This window comes from Allobranchiibius sp. GilTou38 (genome assembly GCF_017565325.1).
GTDB classification, from domain to species: Bacteria; Actinomycetota; Actinomycetes; order Actinomycetales; family Dermatophilaceae; genus Allobranchiibius; species Allobranchiibius huperziae.
The window spans coordinates 260376-276618 of the sequence record NZ_JAGEKN010000005.1 but is presented as its reverse complement, the minus strand read 5'-3'; the positions used below and the strand labels follow the sequence as shown (position 1 = coordinate 276618).

12 protein-coding genes and 1 tRNA gene are annotated in these 16243 nt (G+C 66.8%); 10 read left to right on the top strand and 3 right to left on the bottom strand.

Annotated features, from left to right (window positions below; translation table 11 throughout):
* Positions 1–151: 151 nt before the first annotated feature.
* The 9 genes from JOB34_RS04755 (at position 152) to JOB34_RS04715 (ending at position 10265) form a co-directional block, all read left to right on the top strand.
* Entirely contained in the window at positions 152–493 is a 342-nt protein-coding gene (locus tag JOB34_RS04755; protein ID WP_179478664.1) for an STAS domain-containing protein, read from the top strand.
* Positions 486–1979: a methyltransferase gene (locus tag JOB34_RS04750; protein ID WP_208051620.1), complete on the top strand. Its 1494-nt coding sequence runs from the start codon at positions 486–488 to the stop codon at positions 1977–1979. Before JOB34_RS04755 ends, JOB34_RS04750 begins: the two co-directional genes overlap by 8 nt.
* A gap of 118 nt (positions 1980–2097) precedes the next feature.
* Positions 2098–4884 carry a type I DNA topoisomerase gene (gene topA / locus JOB34_RS04745; protein ID WP_208051619.1) on the top strand — a complete coding sequence of 929 codons (2787 nt, stop codon included), beginning with the start codon at positions 2098–2100 and terminating at the stop codon, positions 4882–4884.
* Between the two features lie 77 nt (positions 4885–4961).
* Positions 4962–5981 carry an alcohol dehydrogenase gene (locus JOB34_RS04740; protein WP_208051618.1) on the top strand — a complete coding sequence of 340 codons (1020 nt, stop codon included), beginning with the start codon at positions 4962–4964 and terminating at the stop codon, positions 5979–5981.
* Positions 5982–6053: 72 nt separating this feature from the next.
* A complete protein-coding gene (locus tag JOB34_RS04735) occupies positions 6054–6767 on the top strand; it encodes a hypothetical protein (protein ID WP_208051617.1) in 714 nt (237 codons plus the stop codon).
* Positions 6768–6800: 33 nt separating this feature from the next.
* Entirely contained in the window at positions 6801–7427 is a 627-nt protein-coding gene (tmk, locus tag JOB34_RS04730) for a dTMP kinase (RefSeq protein ID WP_208051616.1), read from the top strand.
* A complete protein-coding gene (locus JOB34_RS04725) occupies positions 7424–8572 on the top strand; it encodes a DNA polymerase III subunit delta' (RefSeq protein ID WP_179478677.1) in 1149 nt (382 codons plus the stop codon). Before tmk ends, JOB34_RS04725 begins: the two co-directional genes overlap by 4 nt.
* Positions 8569–10098, top strand: coding sequence for an alpha/beta hydrolase (locus JOB34_RS04720; protein ID WP_208051615.1), 1530 nt, complete (start codon positions 8569–8571; stop codon positions 10096–10098). Before JOB34_RS04725 ends, JOB34_RS04720 begins: the two co-directional genes overlap by 4 nt.
* Positions 10099–10189: 91 nt before the next feature.
* Positions 10190–10265, top strand: a tRNA-Thr gene (locus JOB34_RS04715).
* Between the two features lie 790 nt (positions 10266–11055).
* Here the strand turns inward: JOB34_RS04715 and JOB34_RS04710 are convergent.
* Positions 11056–12216 (bottom strand): DNA cytosine methyltransferase, encoded by a 1161-nt coding sequence (locus JOB34_RS04710; RefSeq protein ID WP_208051614.1) that lies wholly within the window; start codon positions 12214–12216, stop codon positions 11056–11058.
* Positions 12217–12425: 209 nt separating this feature from the next.
* Between JOB34_RS04710 and JOB34_RS04705 the strand changes: the two genes are divergently transcribed.
* Complete coding sequence (locus JOB34_RS04705) at positions 12426–13544, top strand: hypothetical protein (protein WP_208051613.1); 1119 nt, start codon at positions 12426–12428, stop codon at positions 13542–13544.
* Positions 13545–14417: 873 nt separating this feature from the next.
* Here the strand turns inward: JOB34_RS04705 and JOB34_RS04700 are convergent.
* Both JOB34_RS04700 and JOB34_RS04695 read right to left on the bottom strand, forming a co-directional pair.
* Positions 14418–15122: a hypothetical protein gene (locus JOB34_RS04700; protein WP_208051612.1), complete on the bottom strand. Its 705-nt coding sequence runs from the start codon at positions 15120–15122 to the stop codon at positions 14418–14420.
* The gene (locus JOB34_RS04695; protein ID WP_208051611.1) at positions 15123–16154 is read right to left on the bottom strand and encodes a hypothetical protein; all 1032 of its coding nucleotides are present in this window, start codon (positions 16152–16154) and stop codon (positions 15123–15125) included. It lies immediately after the preceding gene.
* Between the last annotated feature and the right edge of the window lie 89 nt (positions 16155–16243).

The following is a 16243-nucleotide window of genomic DNA, read 5'->3' as shown; positions in this document are numbered from 1 at the left end:
CCGTGTGGTGTCCGAGTGGCTGGTGAGGGCCATGACACAATGTGGCCGGTCTACCGACCTGGTCTGATTGTGACCATCATCATCACTGTCGCATCACCGGACGACATCCCTGTCCCGGGTATCACGACGATGTCCGCGGAAAGGCGGTTTCATGCAGGTCTCGGTGCTCGGCTCGCCCGAAACCGATCCATTGGTTCTCAATGTCCAGGGTGACCTGGACGCGACCACCTCGCCGGTTCTGCGCGCGGAACTCGCCCGTCTGATGGCGGCCCGCAACGCCCGTGTGGTCCTGGATCTGCGGGGCGTGCCGTTTCTGGACTCCACCGGCCTCGGCGTGCTGGTCGGCCGCCTGCGCTCCATCCGGCTCGCCGGCGGCGACCTGGTGCTGGTCATCGACAATGAGCGCGTGCTGCGCAACTTTGCGATCACCGGTCTGAACAAGGTGTTCCAGATCTTCAGCAGCCGCGACGAGGCCCTGACGACCCTTGGCTGAGCCGTCGGTCTCCGCGGGGCCGGTCAGCGCTCTGCGCGCCGACCTGGCCGCGGCCGACTTCACGACCGATGCGATCGGCGAGCTTCTCGGCGCTGTTGCGACTCTCGCCCTGCACCGCGACCAGCCGACGGCGGCGGTCCGGGCCACCGGGGGCGGGGGAGTCCTGGCCACGCTGGTGCGCCTCTTCTGTCTGGGCCGACCGATCGCGGCGGCCGAGGTGCAGGACGCGCTGCCCACCTGCGGTGTCGGCGGCCTGAGGACGCTCGGCCTGGTCGCCGAGCAGCAGGACGGGCTGCTGCGCTCCACGTGCGATCTGCGCCCGTACGGCGACGAGGGCCACAGCTGGTGGGTCGCCTCAGACCTCTCCCAGGTCGTGACCGGCACGATCCTGCCGCCCGACCACGTGCTCGGCATCGGCGGTGCCTCCACCACGTTGGCGTTCTGGACGCCGCGTCGCGCTGTTGGCCGCGCTCTCGACGTGGGCACCGGATGCGGCGTGCAGTCGCTGCATCTGCTGACGCATGCCGAGGAGGTCGTCGCCACGGACACCTCCGAGCGAGCCCTTGCCTACGCCCGCTTCAACGCGGCCCTGAACGGCGTGGACCTCGACCTGCGGCGCGGTTCGATGCTGGAGCCGGTGCGGGGCGAGACGTTCGACCTGGTGGTCAGCAACCCGCCGTTCGTGATCACCCCGCGCGCCGCGGCGATGCCGCAGTACGAGTACCGCGACGGCGGGATGACCGGGGACGCCCTCGTCCGCAGCCTGATCGAAGGTCTGCCGGACGTGCTGGCGCCGGGCGGGATCGCCCAGCTGCTCGCCAACTGGGAGGTGCCGCGCGGGCAGGACTGGCGCGAGGTCGTCACCCGGTGGGTGGCCGGCACCGGCCTGGACGCCTGGGTGGTGCAGCGCGACGTGCAGGATCCGGCGCAGTACGCCGAGCTGTGGTCAGGTGACGGTGGTCACACCTTCGGCCACCCTTCGTACGACGCGATGTACGACGCGTGGCTCGACGACTTCGCCGCTCGCGACGTGGAGCAGATCGGTTTCGGGGTCGTCACTCTGCAGCGTCCGCTGACCGCACGGACGCCGTTCGTGGATCTGGTCGAGGCGCACGGCACGGTGGGCGACGCGATGGGCGCGGTGGTCGACGCCGGCCTGCGCGCTCGCACCGCACTGGCGGAGGGTGGGAACGCGTACCTGCTCGAGAACCGTTGGCGCACAGCATCGGACGTCACCGAGGAGCGGTACGGACTGCCGGGCGCCGACGATCCGAACGTCATCCTGCTGCGCCAGGGAGGCGGGCTTCGGAGGGCCGTCACGATGGACACCGCGCTCGCGGCGTTCGTCTCGGTGTGCGACGGCGAGCTGCCCGCCGGGGCGGCGATCGACGCGATCGCGGACCTGCTGGGGCAGGACGCCGTCGACCTGCGCGCCACGCTGCTGCTGCGGCTGCACGAGCTGGTGGCCGACGGCCTGCTCGTCTGAGGACGGCGGTGGGCCCTGCAGCCCACGTCCAGCCTTGACCGGTTACCGTCTAAGCGCCCGAGGTCGAGGCGGTGACGAATCCACCGCACCAGGGTGACTACGCAAGGAGAGTCCAGTAGTGCCACGAAAGCTCGTCATCGTCGAGTCCCCCGCCAAGGCCAAGAAGATCGGCGGATATCTCGGCTCCGACTACGTCGTCGACGCCAGCGTCGGCCACATCCGCGACCTGCCGACCCCGTCGGAGATGCCCGCGGACATGAAGAAGGGCCCGTACGGCAAGTTCGCCGTCGACGTGGACAACGGTTTCGACGCGTATTACGTGGTCGACCCGGACAAGCGCAAGAAGGTCGCCGAGCTCAAGCGCCTGCTGAAGGACTCCGACGAGCTGCTGCTCGCGACCGATGAGGACCGCGAGGGCGAGGCCATCGCGTGGCACCTGCTGGAGGTCCTCAAGCCCAAGGTGCCGGTGCGCCGGATGGTCTTCCACGAGATCACCAAGGAGGCGATCGTCCGCGCCGCGCAGGACACCCGCGAGCTGGACACCGACCTCGTCGACGCTCAGGAGACCCGCCGCATCCTCGACCGCCTCTACGGCTACGAGGTCAGCCCCGTGCTGTGGCGCAAGATCCGCCAGGGCCTGTCCGCCGGGCGCGTGCAGTCCGTCGCGACCCGCCTGGTGGTGCAGCGCGAGCGCGAGCGGATGGCGTTCCGGTCCGCGTCGTACTGGGACGTCGAAGGCGACTTCGCCCCGCAGGAGGCCGGTCAGTCGTTCGCGGCGCGGCTGAGCTCGGTGGACGGCGTACGCGTCGCCACCGGCCGCGACTTCGCCGACAGCGGCGAGCTGCGTGCCAGCAACGTCGTGCACCTGGACCAGTCCCGCGCGACCTCCATCGCGAACGCCGTCGCCGCGGCCACCGCCACGGTCAGCTCGGTGCAGGAGAAGCCGTACACCCGCAGGCCGTCCGCGCCGTTCACGACCTCGACGCTGCAGCAGGAGGCCAGCCGCAAGCTGCGCCTGTCGAGCAAGAACGCGATGCGCGTCGCTCAACGGCTGTACGAGAACGGCTACATCACCTACATGCGTACCGACTCCACGACGCTGTCGGAGTCGGCCATGACGGCGGCGCGTGCGCAGGCCAGCGACATGTACGGCGCGGAGTACATCACCGACACCCCGCGTCGTTACGAGAAGAAGGCCAAGGGCGCCCAGGAGGCGCACGAGGCGATCCGGCCCGCCGGTGACCGCTTCCGGACGCCGGCGCAGGTCGCCGGTGAGCTGCGCGGCGAGGACTTCTCCCTGTACGAACTGATCTGGAAGCGCACCGTCGCCTCGCAGATGACCGACGCCCGCGGCTCGACCGCGACCGTGCGCCTCAGCGTGCCGGTGGCGAGCAGCGGCGTGGCCGAGCAGGTCGAGTTCAGCGCCAGCGGCACCGTCATCACCTTCCGCGGCTTCCTCGCGGCGTACGAGGAGGGCCGCGACGCCGGCGACGCGACAGACGCCTCCGAGCAGGAGCGCCGCCTGCCGCAGCTGACCGAGGGCGCGCTGCTCGACGTCGAGCGTGCCGAGGCCGACGGCCACGAGACGAGCCCGCCCGCCCGCTACACCGAGGCCAGCCTGGTCAAGGCGATGGAGGAGCGCGGGATCGGCCGCCCGTCGACGTACGCCGCGACGGTGGGCACGATCCAGGACCGCGGCTACGTGCGCACCAAGGGCACCGCGCTGGTGCCGACGTGGCTGGCGTTCGCCGTCACCCGGCTGCTGGAGGAGCACTTCCCCTCCCTGGTCGACTACGACTTCACCGCCTCCATGGAGGAGGGCCTGGACCTGATCGCCTCCGGCGATCGCGGCCGGGTGGAGTGGCTCAACAAGTTCTACTTCGGTGCCGCCGGGCAGACCGTCGAGGGGCTTCGCGAGATGGTCGAGCACCTCGGTGAGATCGACGCTCGCGAGATCTCCACCATCGACCTCGGCGACGGCATGGTCGTGCGCGTCGGCCGCTACGGCCCGTACGTCGAGCAGGTCGTGCCCGTCGGCGTCGACCCCGCGACCGGCGAGGTCACCGGCGAGGCGCCCGACCCGGACGCCAAGCCGCGCCGCGCCACCATCGGCGACGACGTCGCCCCCGACGAGATGTCGCCGGAGAAGGCGCGCGAGCTGCTCGCGACCGCCGACGACGACGGTCGGGTGCTGGGCAAGGACCCGGAGACGGGGCACGACATCATCGCCCGCGCAGGCCGCTACGGGCCGTACGTGACCGAGGTGCTGCAGGAGGAGCCGGCGGCCGAGAAGCCCGCCAAGGGCAAGAAGAAGGCCGCCAAGGCCAAGCCGCGGACCGCGTCGCTCTTCAAGGACATGGACCTGGCGACGATCGAGCTGGACGCCGCGCTGAAGCTGCTCAGCCTGCCCCGGGTTGTCGGCACGGTCACCGAGGGCGAGGGCGACGAGGCCACACAGGTCGAGATCACCGCGCAGAACGGTCGCTACGGGCCCTACCTGAAGAAGGGCACCGACTCGCGCTCGCTCGTCACCGAGCAGCAGCTCTTCGACATCACGCTCGAGGAGGCCGTCGCGATCTACGCCGAGCCCAAGCGCCGGGGTCGCGCCGCGACGCCGCCGCTGAAGGAGCTGGGCGAGGACCCGGTGTCCGGCAAGCCGGTGGTGGTCAAGGACGGCCGGTTCGGCCCGTATGTGACCGACGGCGAGAGCAACGCGACACTGCGCAAGGACGACGACCCGGAGTCGATCACGCCGGAGCGCGGCTTCGAGCTGCTCGCCGAGAAGCGCGCGAAGGGTCCGACGACCCGCAAGCGCGCGGTGAAGAAGACCGCGAAGAAGTCGACGGCCAAGAAGAGCACCGCGAAGAAGACCACGGCGAAGAAGTCGGCGGCCAAGAGCAGCTGATTCGCCGAGGGTGACCGCAGTCGGGTCGTCCTGACATCATCGATCGGTACCCCCTACTGACCGATGAGGACACCGTGATGGCCACCGTTCGTGCAGCGCAGGTCGATTCCAAGGGCGGGGACTTCCGCATCGTCGATAACGACGTGCGGGAGCCGGGCCGCCGACAGGTGCGGATCACCGTCGAGGCCTGCGGCGTATGCCATTCCGACGCCGCCTTCGTGCACGCGGCGTTCCCCAACGTGCAGTTCCCCCTGGTCACCGGCCACGAGATCGCGGGCCGGATCGACGCGCTGGGCGAGGACGTCGAGGGCTGGGAGGTCGGCGACCGGGTGGAGGTCGGCTGGTTCGGCGGCAACTGCGGACACTGCCTGGCCTGCCGCGAGGGCGACTTCATCAACTGCGCCGAGCTGCAGGTGCCCGGCTGGGCCTACCCCGGCGGGTACGCCGACTCGGTGATCGTGCCGGCGACCGCGCTCGCGCGCATCCCGGAGGGCATGACCGCTGTGCAGGCCGCGCCGATGGGGTGCGCCGGCGTGACGACGTACTCCGCGCTGCGCTCCAGCATCGCCAAGCCGGGCGACCTGGTGGCCATCCTGGGGATCGGCGGTCTCGGTCACCTCGGCGTGCAGTTCGCGGCGAATCTCGGCTTCGAGACCGTGGCCATCGCCCGCGGCGCCGACAAGAAGGACTCCGCGCTGGAGCTCGGCGCGAAGCACTACATCGACAGCAACTCCGAGAACGTCGCGGAGGCACTGCAGAAGCTCGGCGGCGCCAAGGTCGTGCTCGCCACCGCCGCGAACGCCGACGCCATGTCGGCCACCATCGACGGGTTGACCCACCGCGGCGAGCTGATCGCGATCGGCGCCGTCCCCGAGGCCATCCAGGTCAGCCCGACGCAGCTGATCATGGGCAGCAAGACCGTGCACGGGCATCCGTCGGGCACCGCCCAGGAGGTGCAGGAGACGATGGAGTTCGCCCAGGCACACGGCGTACGCGTGATGACCGAGGAAGCGCCGCTGAGCGACGTCAACGACGCCTTCGCGAAGATGATGAGCGGCGAGGCGCGCTACCGGATGGTGCTGACCACCGGCAACTGATCAGGTGAGGCGTGGAACCGCTCCGGCGGTGCGCCCGTCGTATTCCCAACGTCACCTACGAAGGGAATGCTCATGCGTACCACCCTCACCCGGATCGCCGTCGCCTCTCTGAGCGCCACGGCCGTCGTCGGCATCGCCGCCTGCGGGCCGGGCGGAGCGCCCTCGGTGGGCGCGCCCACCAGCGGCGGCTCGACCTCCTCGTCCTCGTCCGCCGCGCCGACCAGCCCGTCCTCGCCGTCGACCCCCTCCACGAGCTCGACGTCTCCGTCCAGCCCCGCGACCCCGTCCACCACGACGTCCTCGTCATCGGACAGCACCTCGGCTCCGGCCGGCACCGCGCTGCCCGCCGGCTGCAGCACGAAGCTGAGCCCGCAGATGGCGGCTCTGCGCTACGGCCAGCCCGCGGTCTACAAGGACGACAACGGCACGACGGTGTGCATGACGGTCAAGAAGCTGACGGTCGCGCCGGAGTCGGCGTACGGCGGCACGGTCTCCAAGGCCAACGGCACGCTCTACTACATGACCGTCAACTACGCGAACGTCACCGGCGGTACCAAGCAGGTGGAAACCGGTGACATGAACCAGCTAGAGCTGCACCCGATCTTCAGCGAGTCCCAGACCGGCAAGACGCTCTACTCCTCCGTGCCGGGATGCGACAACGACTCCGACTACACCCCCATCCCCGCCGGGCAGTCGCGCGACACCTGCATCGCCTACCAGATCACCGGCGCCACGGTGACCTCGTCGGTCTACGACAACTACACGCTGCGCTACACCTGGAAATGAGGCCCCGTCGGGCCCGTGACCTAGGCTCGCCGTATGCCGACCGCCACCGCCCCCTTCGTCGTCTTCGAGGGCGGCGACGGCGCCGGCAAGACCACCCAGATCGAGGCGCTGCGGGCGTGGCTGGCCGCGGGTGAGCAGGAGGTCGTGGTCACCCGGGAGCCGGGCGGCACGAAGCTCGGGCTGCAGCTGCGGGACCTGCTGCTGCACGGCGACCACGTCGCACCCCGCGCGGAGGCGCTGATCTTCGCTGCGGACCGGGCCCACCACGTGGAGACGGTGGTGCGCCCGGCGCTGGCGCGCGGCGCGGTCGTCATCGCCGACCGCTACCAGGACTCCTCGATTGCCTACCAGGGCGCCGGCCGCACGCTGGACGCTAAGGAGATCGCCGAAGTCTCGCGGTGGGCCACCCAGGGGCTGGTGCCGGACGTGACGATCCTGCTCGACCTCGACCCTGCCGTCGGCCTGGCCCGGCGCGGGCCCGGGGGCGACCGGCTAGAGCAGGAGAAGGCCGACTTCCACGAACGGGTACGCGCGGGATTCCTCGCGCTCGCCGCTGCCGCGTCGCACCGTTACCTCGTGGTCGACGCCACGCTGCCGGCCGAAGAGGTCACGGCGCTGGTGCGCGACCGGGTGGCGCCGATGGTGGAGTGCGCGCCATGAGCGTCTGGGACGACGTGATCGACCAGCCCACGGTCGTCACCACGCTCGACCGGGCGGTGCGCGACCAGACCGCGATGACGCACGGGTGGTTGCTGACCGGGCCGCCCGGGTCCGGAAGATCAACTGCCGCACGGGCTTTCGCCGCCGCCTTGGAATGCCCCAGGCACGGCTGCGGGGAGTGCCACGAGTGCCGTACGGCGCTCGACGGCAGCCATGCCGACGTCGAGATCGTCGCCACGGCGGGCCTGTCGATCCCGGTGCGGCAGGCGCGCGAGCTGGCCCTGCTGGCCCAGGCGCGGCCGTCGGTGGGCGCGTGGCGGGTCATCGTGGTCGAGGACGTCGACCGGCTGACCGAGCGCGCGGCCGACGCGCTGCTGAAGGCGCTGGAGGAGCCGGTGTCGCGCACGGTGTGGGTGCTGTGCGCGCCGTCGCTGGAGGACGTCATCATCACCATCCGTAGCCGCTCGCGGCACGTGCGGCTGCGTACGCCGTCCGCGGAGGCGGTCGCGCAGCTGCTGACCCGGCGTAACGGCATCGACCCGCAGCTGGCGCTCGACAGCGCCCGCGCGGCGCAGTCCCACGTGGGACTCGCGCTGCGGTTGGCGCGCGACGAGGGCGCGCGCGAACGCCGCCGGGAGACACTGCGCTTCGCCGGCGGCATCCACAACCTGGGCGAGGCGATGACCGCTGCGGCGACGCTGGCCTCCATCGCGGGGGACGAGACGTCGGCGGCATCCGGCGAGCGCGACGCTGCGGAGCGAACGCGACTGATGGAGCAGCTGGGTGCCGACCCCGCGGCCCGCACGCAGCCGCCGCACATCCGCTCGCAGGTGGCCGCGTTGGAGAAGGAGCAGAAGACCCGCGCGACCCGTTTCGGGCGCGACGTGGTCGACCGGGCGTTGGTCGATCTGCTGTCGCTCTACCGGGACGCGCTGATGGTGCGCTCGGGTGCGCCGGTCGACCTGGTGAACGCCGACCTGGGCGATCAGGTGCGCGACGTCGCCCAGAGCCACAGCGCCGAGCAGCTACTCAACGCGATGGACGCGATCGGGGTGGCGCGGGAGCGGATCGAGGCCGCGGTGCCGCCGTTGCTGGCGTTGGAGTCGATGACCATCTCGTTGCAGGTCAAGGGAGTTCGCGTATGAGGCGCCGGTCGTTCCATGCCGCGTCCGCCGTTCTGGTGGGTGCGTCGCTGGCGCTGTCGGGGTGCAGTCTCGTGGGCTCGTCCACCCCTTCGTCCTCGACGCCGGTGCCCCCGTCGGTGACCCGCGCGCCGACTCCGACGCTCGCGAAGTTCTACAGCCAGAAGATCGCGTGGAAGGACTGCGACGGCGTGCAGTGCGCGAAGCTGACGGTGCCGCTGGACTACGCGAACCCGACCGGCGCGACGATCCAGCTGGCGATCGACAGAGTGCCGGCCACGGGGTCGCGCAAGGGGTCGCTGGTCGTCAACCCGGGCGGCCCGGGCGGGTCAGGCTACGACTACGCGGCGGCAGCCGACCAGATCGTGACCGGCTCGATCCGCAAGGCGTACGACGTGGTTGGTTTCGATCCGCGTGGGGTGCAGCGCTCGGATCCGATCGAGTGCGTGAGCGGTTCGCAGCTCGACAGCATCCTGGGCTCCGACCCCACGCCGGACGACGCAGCCGAGGTGGCGGCTGCCACCGCCACGGCCAAGGGCTTCGGCGCGGCCTGCAAGGCGAACGCCGGGCCGCTGCTCGGGCACGTGTCGACCGTCGAGGTGGCCCGGGATCTCGACGTGCTGCGTGCCGCACTCGGCAGCCCGAAGCTGGACTACCTGGGCAAGTCCTACGGCACGCTCATCGGCTCGACGTACGCCGGCCTCTTTCCGCACAACGTCGGTCGCATGGTCCTCGACGGGGTGGTGCCTCCGGACCTGACCTCCGAGCAGGTCGCGCAGGGGCAGGCCGGCGGTTTCGAGTTGGCCACCCGCTCGTACGTCGCGAACTGCGTGTCATCGGGGGATTGCCCGCTGGGTTCCTCCGTCGACGCAGGGATGGCGCGGATCCGGTCGTTCCTGAAGCAGGTCGACGCGCAGCCGCTGCCGGTCTCCGGCCAGGGCGACGTGAAGCAGCTGACGGAAGGCTGGGCCTCGCTCGGCATCGCAGAGGCGATGTACGACAAGGGGTCGTGGTCGACGCTCACGAAGGCAATGAAGCAGGCGTTCGACGGCAAGGGCGACCGGCTGATGGCGCTGGCCGACCAGTACGCCGACCGCAGCAGTGACGGCACGTACGACGGCAACATCATGCAGGTGGGCAACGCGGTGAACTGCCTCGACCAGCCCTCCAGTACGAGCGCCTCCACCTATGAGGCCGACGTAACGTCGTTCTCCAAGAGTGCGCCGACGTGGGGGCCGTTCCTGGCCTGGTCGGGGTTGACCTGCGCCGAGTGGCCGATCAAGGCGACCGGCACCGCGCACCGCATCTCCGCCGCCGGCTCGGGCCCGGTCCTCGTGGTGGGCACGACGCGCGACCCCGCGACGCCGTACGCCTGGAGCCAGCGACTCGCGTCCGAGCTGTCGAACGGCCACCTGCTGACGTACGACGGTGACGGCCACACGGCGTACGGCCAGTCCGGCTGCGTCGACGACACGGTGGACGCGTACCTGCTCAAGGGAACGGTACCCACGGAGGGCAAGCGCTGCTGAGCTCGTCCATCCTGGCGCCCGATTCGGGCGCACGCCCGGTCCCTGCGTATACTCGGCGGCGCGCTCAAGCGGCCTGGCTGCTGGGGCGCACGCCGCTTTAGCTCAGTCGGTAGAGCAATTCACTCGTAATGAATAGGTCATCGGTTCGACTCCGATAAGCGGCTCCAGTTGTCAAAACCATCTGACCTAGGGCTGTCCCGTCGCGAACCAGCCGGGCTGACCGTCGAGTCTCCTTTGAGTTCTGATGTCTTATTAGGCGAATTCATGCATCCAAGCTGGCCGGGCGTCATAGCGATGGCAGCTCGGCGCGCCTAGGTTGGCGGTCATGGACCCCGTAGATGAATCAATTCTGGTTCCTTCTCGCAATTAGGTCGGGGCTAATTAAGTATTGGGTGCGACGTTGGGTGTCGGCGATGTCCTGATCGCTTTTGGCGCGGAGTAACCTCTGTCGATCGCGCTGGAAGACGTGTGAGTGATCCAACTTGCGTACCGTCCCGGAGAACTGGATGGGTTAGTCAGCCCGCAGGACGTCACCGCGGATCGCGTGCTTGAGTACACGCGCTTCCAGGACGTTCAACGCGACCATTGCCAGCTCAACCCGAGACGTACATCGGGGCCGGGCTCCCATGGGCCGAAGTGACCGTCGATCTCCCCATCGCGACAGCGACGCTTAGTGCGCCGCGCTCCGTCGTCGCGCACAAGCGCGCGCCCGATGAACGCGGTTGACCCGCAACTGATCGCCCAGATACGAGAGGTGATAGCCACGGTCGATGGCGGACTGGGAATCCAACAGGTGCGCCCGAAATGGATCGGCCGAGCCTGCATGCCGACCTCATCCAAGCTGCGGTCGGTGAGGGCTGGATGACCAGCGCGAGCGGCCTCGATATGGGTCCGCCCGATGGGAAAGGGAAGACTAGCAACGGCACTGCCCTCCGGGCGCCGTGGCTTCATAGTCAATCAGCCGAAGGCCACCACGTGGCTGGGGCTCACCGGATTCAGATACCCGAGCTGCGTCATGAGCGCGCGGACAACTGCTTTACCTAGCTCCGGCGGAACGGCGTTACCGAGCTGGCGCTGCACGTTCGCGCGGGAGCCGCCGATCTTGAAGTCATCGGGGAACGACATCAGACGGATCATCTCGTTGACGCGCAGCCTGCGGGCCCGCTCCTGGCCGGATCCGGTGCGGACGTTCTCCCAATGGAATGGACCGACCCACGGACCGGGTTGGGCCTGAAGCGTGGTGGAGGGGCGGTTCGGGTCGAGGCGGAGGAGAAAGGTCCAGTAGCGGCTGCGCCATTCGAAGTGGTTGCGCCCGCCGTAGCGCTCGGTGTGCCAGAGGTAGTTTTGGCCGGGCGGGATCTCTGCGGCTAGCTCGCCGTAGGTGCCGTCGACAATCTCGTCGTCGGAGGCCTGAGTCATCAGGGGCAGGCCTTCGAATGCTTGACCTGCTGTGACGTGCGGGGTTTTGCTGGCATCGACAGTACGGGTGTGCTCGCTCCAGCCGGAGTGGGTCGGCTCGGGAAACTCGAACTTCTCCCCGTCGCGGCGTCCGACGACGAATACCCGGCGGCGCAGCTGCGGGACACCGTAGTCAGCGGCGAGCAAAACCTTCCACTGCGGGTTGTACCCCAGCTCGCCGAGGCCCCTGAGGAGACGCTCGAACTGCGCTTTGTGGGTCTTGTAGGTCAGGCCCTGGACGTTCTCCAGAATGAACGCCTCTGGCTGGGCCTCGCGCACGACACGTACGTACTCGTCGAGCAGGGAAGCGTTGGGGTCGCGGCTCTCGCGCTTCTGCTCCAGCCAAAACCCAGACTTGCTGAACGGGGTGCAGGGCGGGCCGCCGATCACGAGGACGGGCTCTGTGGAGCGCAGACCTGCTTTGGTGAGAATGTCCTCGGTTGGTACGGCGCGGATGTCACCGGCGAGGGTGCTTGCATCGTGAAAGTTGGCCTTGAGGGTCTGGAGGGCCGGCTCGTTGTAGTCGGTCGCGACCGAGACGCGCAACAGACCGTTGCCGAAGTCGCCGGATGCTAGGGGCTCGGCGTCGGCCCGTTCGACGGCAAGGTCGAGCCCTCCTGCTCCAGAGAACAGGCTCACCACGGAGAGCTGCTCGCCCATCTGCCACCTCAATTCTTGATGCCCGCATGGCCCGTCATCCGCGGGCATGGCGAGTTCTATCAGTATCGTCGGGGCTAGTCTGCTGCAGACCACCGACAGGCCGTGCAGCCGCCAGGCTTGCTGAGATAGCTGACGACGAGGGGAGGCCTGTGGGCGACGAGTCGTTCGCTGGGCGTGTGTTCGGCCAGGTCTACCGGGTTCAAGGTCGGTTGGATCTGCACGACTTCCTCGTGCATGCCGTCGAGGCATCCGGTGGCCGTGTTCTTTACGCCAGTGACCCCGGGCGCGCACCTGTCTATCTCGGCGTCCAGCTGGAGTCTGATGAGCGGATCGGACTGCTCGTGTACCCGTTCCGAATCACGCGCAACCACATAAGGAACCGCCCCGACGACGAGGTCCGAGGTCAGCTCCGCTACGGCTCTGAGGACAGCTGGAAGCGCGAACATCCAGTCGGTCGTGACATCGCGGGTGTAGACGTAACAACTATCATAGGCATTGATTTGGCTGGCGGAGTGCTGGTTGGGCTGGACGCGAACCTGTGGGATCCGCTCCCGATGGGAATCTCGTTCTACGCCAAAGACGCCGAGATTGAGCAGGCCAAGGAATCTGGCTGGCATGTCTGGGAGAAGATCAACCGAGGAGGCACGAAGCGCACCGAGGCACGTTCGCCCACGAACCTGGAGACCGTCGTCGCGTTCACTCCTGAGAGGCTCATCGACTACGCCCGGCTGGAACGGCGCGCAACCTCGTTGCGCCTCGATCCGCCATTGCGTTTTGCTGCCGCGACCTCTATTGGCGAGCATGCCCTCTCGGACGAGCCCCAGCGTAGGCATGTCCTTGAGGAGCAGTTCGCGCTGAGCAGCGAGCAAATCCTCGATATCATCGGAGGCCGCAACCGGCTGTCGGTCGCAGTGCGCGGCGGAGTTGCCGAATATCACCTAGAGCGAAAGCTCACCGGAGCGCCAGGTATCGCCTCACTACGGAGGCTCGACGTCGACGCGATGCACGACTTCGACGTGACCCTCGACGATGGCACGTTCCTCCGGGTCGAGTGCAAGAACGCCAGTCCCAAGACCTTCGCCAGTGGAGCGTTCAAAGTTGAGGTGCAGAAAACGCGTGCTTCTAAGGGTGATCCGGCGTCGCGCTTCTACGCGGTCGACGGGTTCGACATCGTCGCCGCATGCCTGTTCTCGGCAACCGGGCGGTGGGAGTTCCGCTTCGGCCGGACGGCGGACATGGCCCGCCATAGGGAATTCCCCGACCGGCTTACCCCGATTCAGACCATCACCGGCGACTGGACTGACTGCCTTCCAGCAATTAGGCACTGACGTCCGAACGGGCGCGCATACCTGGTCTGCGATGCGCTTCGACCATGCCCGGCGGTCTGTCGGCTGAGGTGTCGCAGGAGCTGGGCCGTTTCAGCGACCCGGGCGACAATACGGTAGGCGTCGCGTTGGTTGAACGGATATCGGACGGAGTAAGAGCGGGCCGTTGGTCCATTGACTGCGCCATGCCCCAACAATCGTAAGACGGGTACGGTCAGATGCATGGTGGCCGGCTGGTGCCTTTGCGGGTCAGCGAAAATTCGTGTCGCCGCGCGCAGTAGCACGCATCGCGGGTGCTGCAACTGGCACTCGAGGCATGCACGGCACATTTCGAAATATCGAGATTGGCAATGAAGAGACAAGATACTCAGGATCGTTGGGGGGCCAATGCTCACGGGGTTTTCGAGTAGATGACTCGAACGAGACGTGCCAGGTTGTTGACATGGCGTCGAATGAGTGAGCGGTTGGGTTTTAGTGTGTGGCTAATTAATGCCGACTCCGAAACATCGGGCATGGATGGACGTGTTCCGCCGCCGCCATAGGTATGCGCAAAAACGCTGCCGACAATCCGCGCCAGCGGAGTGCAAAGGCGATTCCAGTCGCCGTCTGGGACTGCAACTGCGCGTGTTGTTGGCCCATAGTGGACAAGGCTGTTCCGTAACTCGCGCATGCCGGTTGCGACGTGTGCAGCTACGTCGGTGCCGTCAGGGTTCTTGCCTAGCGACACGGCCAGCGCACGAATGTCATCTGGGTCTACGGCGGTCAGCGACATTACGGACGCAAGTGACTGGTCATGGCGTGGATACCAATTGAGGGATTCTCCCAAGGCTTTCGCGATCTCGAACCACGAACGATCGGTGACGCCTAGGTTGACCGCTAGTTCGGACGCTCGAGTGAATGCATAAGTTGCCTCAAGGCACCGGTACAACGCAAGGAATAGGTTTCTCGGGTCAAGCTCCAGGGCTGCCATGACGAGAAATTCATATGAAAACCCGAGATCCGCTGTTCAGCAAGCCAAACGAGTTCCTCTGCTAGCGATGGAGTGATCCAGCCATTTCCGCCCACACTCTCGGCTGCGCAGATTGTGAGCAAATTTGCAAAAAACTTGTCCGAGCCACCTGCCTCAGCGTCGATCTCGAAAGCCCGCAAGCGGGGGAAAAGGGTCTGCACCCTTAGTAAGTCATGGCCTTCATAATCGATATCCCCTACCTTACCTGCAGCGACGACGTCGAGCACTGCTAATGGACTGCCCGTCGGATCGACAGCAAGGTCGGCGAGGGCCGCAACGGCGATACCTGGTGAGATCTCGAGTTCACTGATATAGACCGACGGCCGCACTGCTTCAGCTTCGAAGCCAGCCACGGCAAGGATGTTCCGTTCCGATGTTTCAAGAAGAATTGCTGCTTGGTTTCGGCCAATTGGGAAATGAGCGATGAGCCTCGAGTCGATAAGCAAGCCGTAGTCATGCTCAGCAAGAAAGACGCGCCGTTCGCCGGTGGGTATCAAGACATCATGATTAGCGGCATAAGCGGACAGCCGCGTGAAGATCTTGGCGTTAGCTTCTTTAGCTGTGCGTGACACCTATGCCGCCCGCCAGCAGATCTCCATTGACTTCACATCGAAATGCTCGTCAATGAGTACTTTGAAGGCCTCGAGGAATACGCCGCGCTCGTAGCGACCGACCTGGCCGACGCGCCGGTCAAGCACCTCGCTCAGGACATTGAGTCGAAGAAAATCGACCAATTCTGCATCGGAGAATTGGTGGAGTCGCCGTATCAGCGCATCGTGCTGAGACCTGATATCCGACAGCGCGTCCTGCTTTTGCTCAGTCCTTCGCTCCTCGCCGGGTCTACCTAGGATCTTCATCCCGAGAGCCACAACATAGCCAATTCGAGCCGGTTGGCGGTCAAATACCTGACGTCCATTGCTTAATTTGGAAGCATCCGTTGTGGTAGCGCGAGAAAATGCCTTATCGAACGCAATGAGCATCGACAGGACGTCATAGAATTGGTCTTGAAAGTTGACATCATCCAAGTTTTCCACAAAATCGAGACGGGAGAATTCGTCCGACACCTGCTCCTTAGCGTCGACTGCTGTCTTACGAAGAGAGAATGCCATATACATTTCCACGACTGCATCGAACCGGAGCTGAGCTGGCCCGACGCGCCGGCCTGGATCATCGGGTGTGATCAACTTCTCTATTGTAGGCACCCGGCTGCGGAGTTCCTCCAGCATGGAGGCGAAGACGACTGAGATTTGGCGGTCGAGGGTCCATGGGACTTGACCCGTATTGAGCACGAGCATCCGATAGATCAGGGCGCGGACGCTGCTGGTTATCCAAAACTCGACCCGGACTGGCCGCCTGAACACGGACTCATCTACCTCGCCGGCAGCGACCAAAGCAGATGTACGTTGCATGCCGTCAATGATCGAGACGTCATCTGCTTTCACGGTAGACAACAGATGGGCGAGTTCGTCTCCATTGGCCGGTGGCATTGACTCAAACTGGGCATCCTCGACTACGAGTCCTATTACAATTGGGGGTAGGACAGCGCCCTGGCTTAAGTCCGAAATCATCCGCTCGCGAATGCGGCGTGCGGTGGTGGTTCCCAACACCGCACGCTGGCCCTCGATTCCCCCTGGTTCGCATGCGCCTCACGAACTAACTCCAAGTAACGACCCACAGACATCTCGGTCATGAC

Excerpts from the sequence above, each read along its gene's own strand:
- JOB34_RS04755 (WP_179478664.1), top strand. The coding sequence starts at position 152 with ATGCAGGTCTCGGTGCTCGGCTCGCCCGAAACCGATCCATTGGTTCTC.
- JOB34_RS04740 (WP_208051618.1), top strand. The coding sequence starts at position 4,962 with ATGGCCACCGTTCGTGCAGCGCAGGTCGATTCCAAGGGCGGGGACTTC.
- JOB34_RS04735 (WP_208051617.1), top strand. The coding sequence starts at position 6,054 with ATGCGTACCACCCTCACCCGGATCGCCGTCGCCTCTCTGAGCGCCACG.
- tmk (WP_208051616.1), top strand. The coding sequence starts at position 6,801 with ATGCCGACCGCCACCGCCCCCTTCGTCGTCTTCGAGGGCGGCGACGGC.
- JOB34_RS04725 (WP_179478677.1), top strand. The coding sequence starts at position 7,424 with ATGAGCGTCTGGGACGACGTGATCGACCAGCCCACGGTCGTCACCACG.
- JOB34_RS04720 (WP_208051615.1), top strand. The coding sequence starts at position 8,569 with ATGAGGCGCCGGTCGTTCCATGCCGCGTCCGCCGTTCTGGTGGGTGCG.
- JOB34_RS04710 (WP_208051614.1), bottom strand. The coding sequence starts at position 12,216 with ATGGGCGAGCAGCTCTCCGTGGTGAGCCTGTTCTCTGGAGCAGGAGGG.